We start from the raw sequence: 4,218 nt of genomic DNA, 5'->3' as shown, positions 1-4,218 counted from the left end.
CTCAATTATTGATGTGGATTATAAAATTGCAGATATAGCATCAAGGCTTAGGGCTAATTATAATATTAAAACTCCAGATGCGATAATTTTAGCTACAGGCATATCTATGAATGTTGATTGCTTTATTACAAATGATATTAAATTAAAAAGTGTATGTAGTCAAGAGAATATAGAAACAATAGCTATAGAAAATGTAGGGGATTGACCAGCAGGTTTATTATGTTAGAAAACCTACTGGTTTTTATTTTTTATTATATATTTATTACCAAGTAAATTTTGCTAGTAGAATTGATACGGTGAACCGTATCATAAGTAGGACTATGTGCAATGTCTAACAAAGGTATTTATTAAGTTATGAAAACAATATGAACTATGTGAAACGGGGGATGATAGAATGCGATTTTTACTAGCTATTGGTTATCTTACGATTTGGTTCACTCCAATTATATTTGTGACTAGTTTGATTGGTGCAATAAAAGCTATTAAAGAGGGGCGAGATACTCAAATATATACAATTGCATGTTGTATTAGTTTAATGCTTATAGTTATTCCTATTTACATAATATTTATGTATTTTTAATAAGGGAGGCATTAAAATTTATATTTGAAGTTAAGACACATCATTTATATTATATGTAATAGATAATATGGTATAATAAATATATACTACATTATTTGAAGGGTAGTGATTAAATGGACACTGCTAAACAAATATTATTAAGACTTATAGACGAAATTCCAGAAAATCAAATACATGAAGTAATAGATTTTATAGGATATTTAAAAATGAAAAATGAGAGATATATGTTTAAGGAGTTAGAAGATGCAAGTAAAAGTAGTATGGGTTTTTGGGATAATGACATAGATGATGAGGTATGGAACAATGTATAAGCAAAGAGATATATTATTAATACCAATACCTTTTACAGATTTGACATCTAGTAAAAAGAGACCTGTTCTTGTACTATCGAATGATGAATATAATTCTAAAACAGATGATATAATAGTGGCTGCTATTACCTCAAATTTTACCTCAAAGGACTATAGTGTGTTTATTACGAATAGTGACTTGTTGGAAGGGAATTTAAAAATTGATTCATGTATAAGAGTAGATAAGATTTATACTTTAGCCCAAAATATTGTTATTAAGAAATTTGGCGAAGTTAATGATGACGTTATGAATAGGGTAAAGAATAAAATTAATGAACTAATAAAATAACAGGAGACTCTCCTGTTATTTTTTGTTAGGTATATCTACCACCAAATAGGTTTTGCGAGTCAAGCCGATACGGTGAACCGTATCATAAGTAGTGGGCGGCTTCCATGCCGGCCCAATACAGTAGGGGAGACCTTTGGTCTCCTGTGTATGACTATTGTAAATTGTTATTTAATGGTATAATACGTGTAAGTAGTTTTATATGTCCCAATTGTAAAGGAGGATTTATTATGAAACGTTATTTTGCTTTAGTTATCTTAGTTATAATTATATTATCATCACCAGTACAAATAGTTAATGCTTCTGAGATTCCAGTGGTAGATGACCAAAAATTTATCATTACTATCGATGGTGAGACTATAGACTTCTCGCGAATCGGAAGTCCCTTATTATTAAAAAGTGGAAGAACTTTTGTACCGCAAAGATTTATGTCCAAGTATTTAGGATACAATGGGCATAACCCAGGGTACTCAGAAGAAATGGCTTCACAAAAAGTTTGGATGAATGACGAAAAGACAGAAGTTGAAATGACATTAAACAAGGCTACAGTACTGGTAAATGAGGAAGAAAGATATATAGATTATTTACATGATGGGGAACCTGTATTAGATTCTGTACCATTTACCTACAACGAAAAAGTATATGTGCCGCTTAGGTTTATATGCGAGACTTTTGGAGAAAAAGTAGGCTATAAAAAAATTGATGGTGTTCATCATATTGAAATCACAACAAAAACAAATTCCCAGGAATTATATGATAAGTATTATTATGATTGGGAGGAAATACAGCCTTTGGCAGGATATATAACAATAAAAGGCAATATGGTTTATTTCACTGAGGTTGAGATTGTAGAATGGAAAAATCGAAAAAGAGTAAAAGAACTTGGCTTAAATGAAAATGATATGCCAAACGGATATATAATCATTAATAAAAATAAAGAAACAGAAACCTTTCAGCTAGCAGATGAAGTTGAATATACATTTACTGATATCAATTATTTTTTTGTAAAAGAGGATGAAGGAAATTTACGATATACTACTTCAAATCTAGACGAATTTCTTAAGCACCTTGGAGTGCATAATTTAAATGATATTCCTTTATCAGACCAAACGATTCCTTATTTTATTAAGGTACAAGACGGGAAAGTCATTAGTATTACAGAAGAATTTAAGTATACAATTTAGTTAAGATGTACTTTTTATATTATGCACAACATGTAACGAACTTTTATGAATAAGGTATAATAAACATATATTATCCCAAAGGAATAATAGAATTTTTCAAAACATCTATTTGAGGAGGGGAATATGTTTTTTGATATAGATGATATAAGAAGAGCAGTGCAAGAAGATAATATACAGTGGAGTGGCCATGTTCTAACTAGAATGCAGCAAAGAGAAATCAAAGTAAAAGATGTTATAAAGTGTGTCTTGAATGGTTAGAAGATTTTAAGACCAGAAAGAGGTAGTAATATGAATTGTGCTTTATGTAAAGGAAAATTGAAAAAAGGGATAGTAAATCATATTATAGATTTAGGGGATGGCATAATTATTATAAAAAATGTTGTAGAAGAATTAAGGAAAAATAAAGCAGAAGTTCTTATCATTAATTATAATGAAATGGTAGCCTAAGAATAATTTAATAAAAAGATGGTATCTATAAATGATATAGAAAAAGTATGTGGAGAATATTTCAAATAAAAACTTTGGTGAATTATAAAAATGAAATCATTAGAAGATAGTTAATAAGGTGTTTGGCATAGATTGTGTTAAATACCTTATTTGTTTATAATAGGGCTTATACATCTATCACTAGATACATTCTATTTATTTTGCGAATAGAACCAATAAGGTGAACCGTATCATAAGTAGGACAAGCTATGTGTAATTGAAAAAAGTAATAATTTGGGATATAATTATTACATGAACACCTAATTTATAGGAAGAAGGTGGTTTTATGACCTTAGATATAAAACATGAAATTAATAATTTAGTAGATAGAATTAGTGAAGTTACCCCAATACAAGCAATATACCTTTTTGGTTCATTTGCCTATGGAGAACCAGATGATGGCAGTGATATTGATTTATGTATTATTATCAATGAGAATCATATTAGAAAAAGGGATTTGATTAAATTAATTAGAAAATCAATATCAGAGGTGGCAACTGTTCCTGTAGATATCCTAGTCTATGATAAGGAGGAATTTTCTAAGAGAGCAAGGTTATGCTCCACTATAGAATATAAGATTATAAACGAAGGGGTTAGTATTTATGAACAATAAGGATATTGCCAATGAGTGGTTTAATTTTGCAGAAAATGATTTAAAATCTGCAAAATTTCTTCTCCAAATGAAACCACAGCCTTTAGAAATAATATGCTATCATTGCCAGCAAAGCGCGGAAAAGTACCTCAAAGGTTACATTGCCTTTAAAGGTGGTGAGCTTATAAAAACTAACGATTTGACGCTCCTTAATAAAGTTTGTATAGAATATGATGGAGATTTTCAGGTAATAATGGATGATACTATAGAATTAATTGACTATGGAGTGCATGTTAGATATCCATTTCATTTTGAATTAGAAGAAGATGATGCAAGGAAAGCTATAGAAAGTGCTGAAAAAATTCAAAGTTTTATATTAAACAAAGTTAAATAGAAGATATAAATTGTAAATATTTTTTCGAAAAAATATTCATAACAATTTCTTATGTATAGTTTTTTATTCAAGCGATAAGTGGTAGTGAAGGTATTATTAACAATCATCCATTTATTGATGGTAATAAATGGATAGGACTTTTGGCAATGTTTGTTTTCCTTGAAGTTAATGGTATTGTAATTATGTGTAGGGTGAAGAATTGATTGAGTTTGGATTAGGTTTAGCAGATGGTTCATTAGGTTATAAACTATTTAGCCCCCTAACCGTTTTGGACAATCACACACGATTATAGTAAAATATAATCAACAGGAGGTTGCCAGAATGAGAAGCAAAAATACAAGATATC

At 29.4% G+C, this 4,218-nt stretch carries 9 protein-coding genes; all 9 read left to right on the top strand.

Features of this window, described 5'->3' with window-relative positions; translation table 11 throughout:
* A partial coding sequence (locus C3E90_RS08745) for a type II toxin-antitoxin system VapC family toxin (RefSeq protein WP_236915256.1) occupies nucleotides 1-205 on the top strand: 205 nt, incomplete at its 5' end.
* Nucleotides 206-693: 488 nt separating this feature from the next.
* A complete protein-coding gene (locus C3E90_RS08740) occupies nucleotides 694-891 on the top strand; it encodes a hypothetical protein (RefSeq protein ID WP_005583572.1) in 198 nt (65 codons plus the stop codon).
* Nucleotides 884-1,219, top strand: coding sequence for a type II toxin-antitoxin system PemK/MazF family toxin (locus C3E90_RS08735; protein ID WP_236915255.1), 336 nt, complete (start codon nucleotides 884-886; stop codon nucleotides 1,217-1,219). Before C3E90_RS08740 ends, C3E90_RS08735 begins: the two co-directional genes overlap by 8 nt.
* Before the next feature lie 227 nt (nucleotides 1,220-1,446).
* Complete coding sequence (locus C3E90_RS08730) at nucleotides 1,447-2,400, top strand: stalk domain-containing protein (protein WP_236915254.1); 954 nt, start codon at nucleotides 1,447-1,449, stop codon at nucleotides 2,398-2,400.
* Nucleotides 2,401-2,523: 123 nt separating this feature from the next.
* Nucleotides 2,524-2,658: a DUF4258 domain-containing protein gene (locus tag C3E90_RS08725; RefSeq protein ID WP_236915253.1), complete on the top strand. Its 135-nt coding sequence runs from the start codon at nucleotides 2,524-2,526 to the stop codon at nucleotides 2,656-2,658.
* 30 nt (nucleotides 2,659-2,688) lie between these two features.
* On the top strand, nucleotides 2,689-2,847 hold the full coding sequence (locus C3E90_RS08720) for a YgiT-type zinc finger protein (RefSeq protein WP_236915252.1): 159 nt from the start codon (nucleotides 2,689-2,691) through the stop codon (nucleotides 2,845-2,847).
* 325 nt (nucleotides 2,848-3,172) lie between these two features.
* A complete protein-coding gene (locus tag C3E90_RS08715; protein ID WP_236915251.1) occupies nucleotides 3,173-3,499 on the top strand; it encodes a nucleotidyltransferase domain-containing protein in 327 nt (108 codons plus the stop codon).
* On the top strand, nucleotides 3,489-3,872 hold the full coding sequence (locus C3E90_RS08710; RefSeq protein WP_236915250.1) for a HEPN domain-containing protein: 384 nt from the start codon (nucleotides 3,489-3,491) through the stop codon (nucleotides 3,870-3,872). The genes C3E90_RS08715 and C3E90_RS08710 overlap by 11 nt, the downstream gene beginning before the upstream one ends.
* A 65-nt stretch (nucleotides 3,873-3,937) precedes the next feature.
* On the top strand, nucleotides 3,938-4,075 hold the full coding sequence (locus C3E90_RS13610; protein WP_442870571.1) for a Fic family protein: 138 nt from the start codon (nucleotides 3,938-3,940) through the stop codon (nucleotides 4,073-4,075).
* The last annotated feature ends 143 nt before the right edge of the window (nucleotides 4,076-4,218 follow it).

The organism is Clostridium sp. Cult2 (assembly GCF_021655075.1).
Lineage (GTDB): Bacteria > Bacillota > Clostridia > Tissierellales > Tepidimicrobiaceae > Schnuerera.
This window is presented reverse-complemented; position numbering and strand designations above follow the sequence as displayed.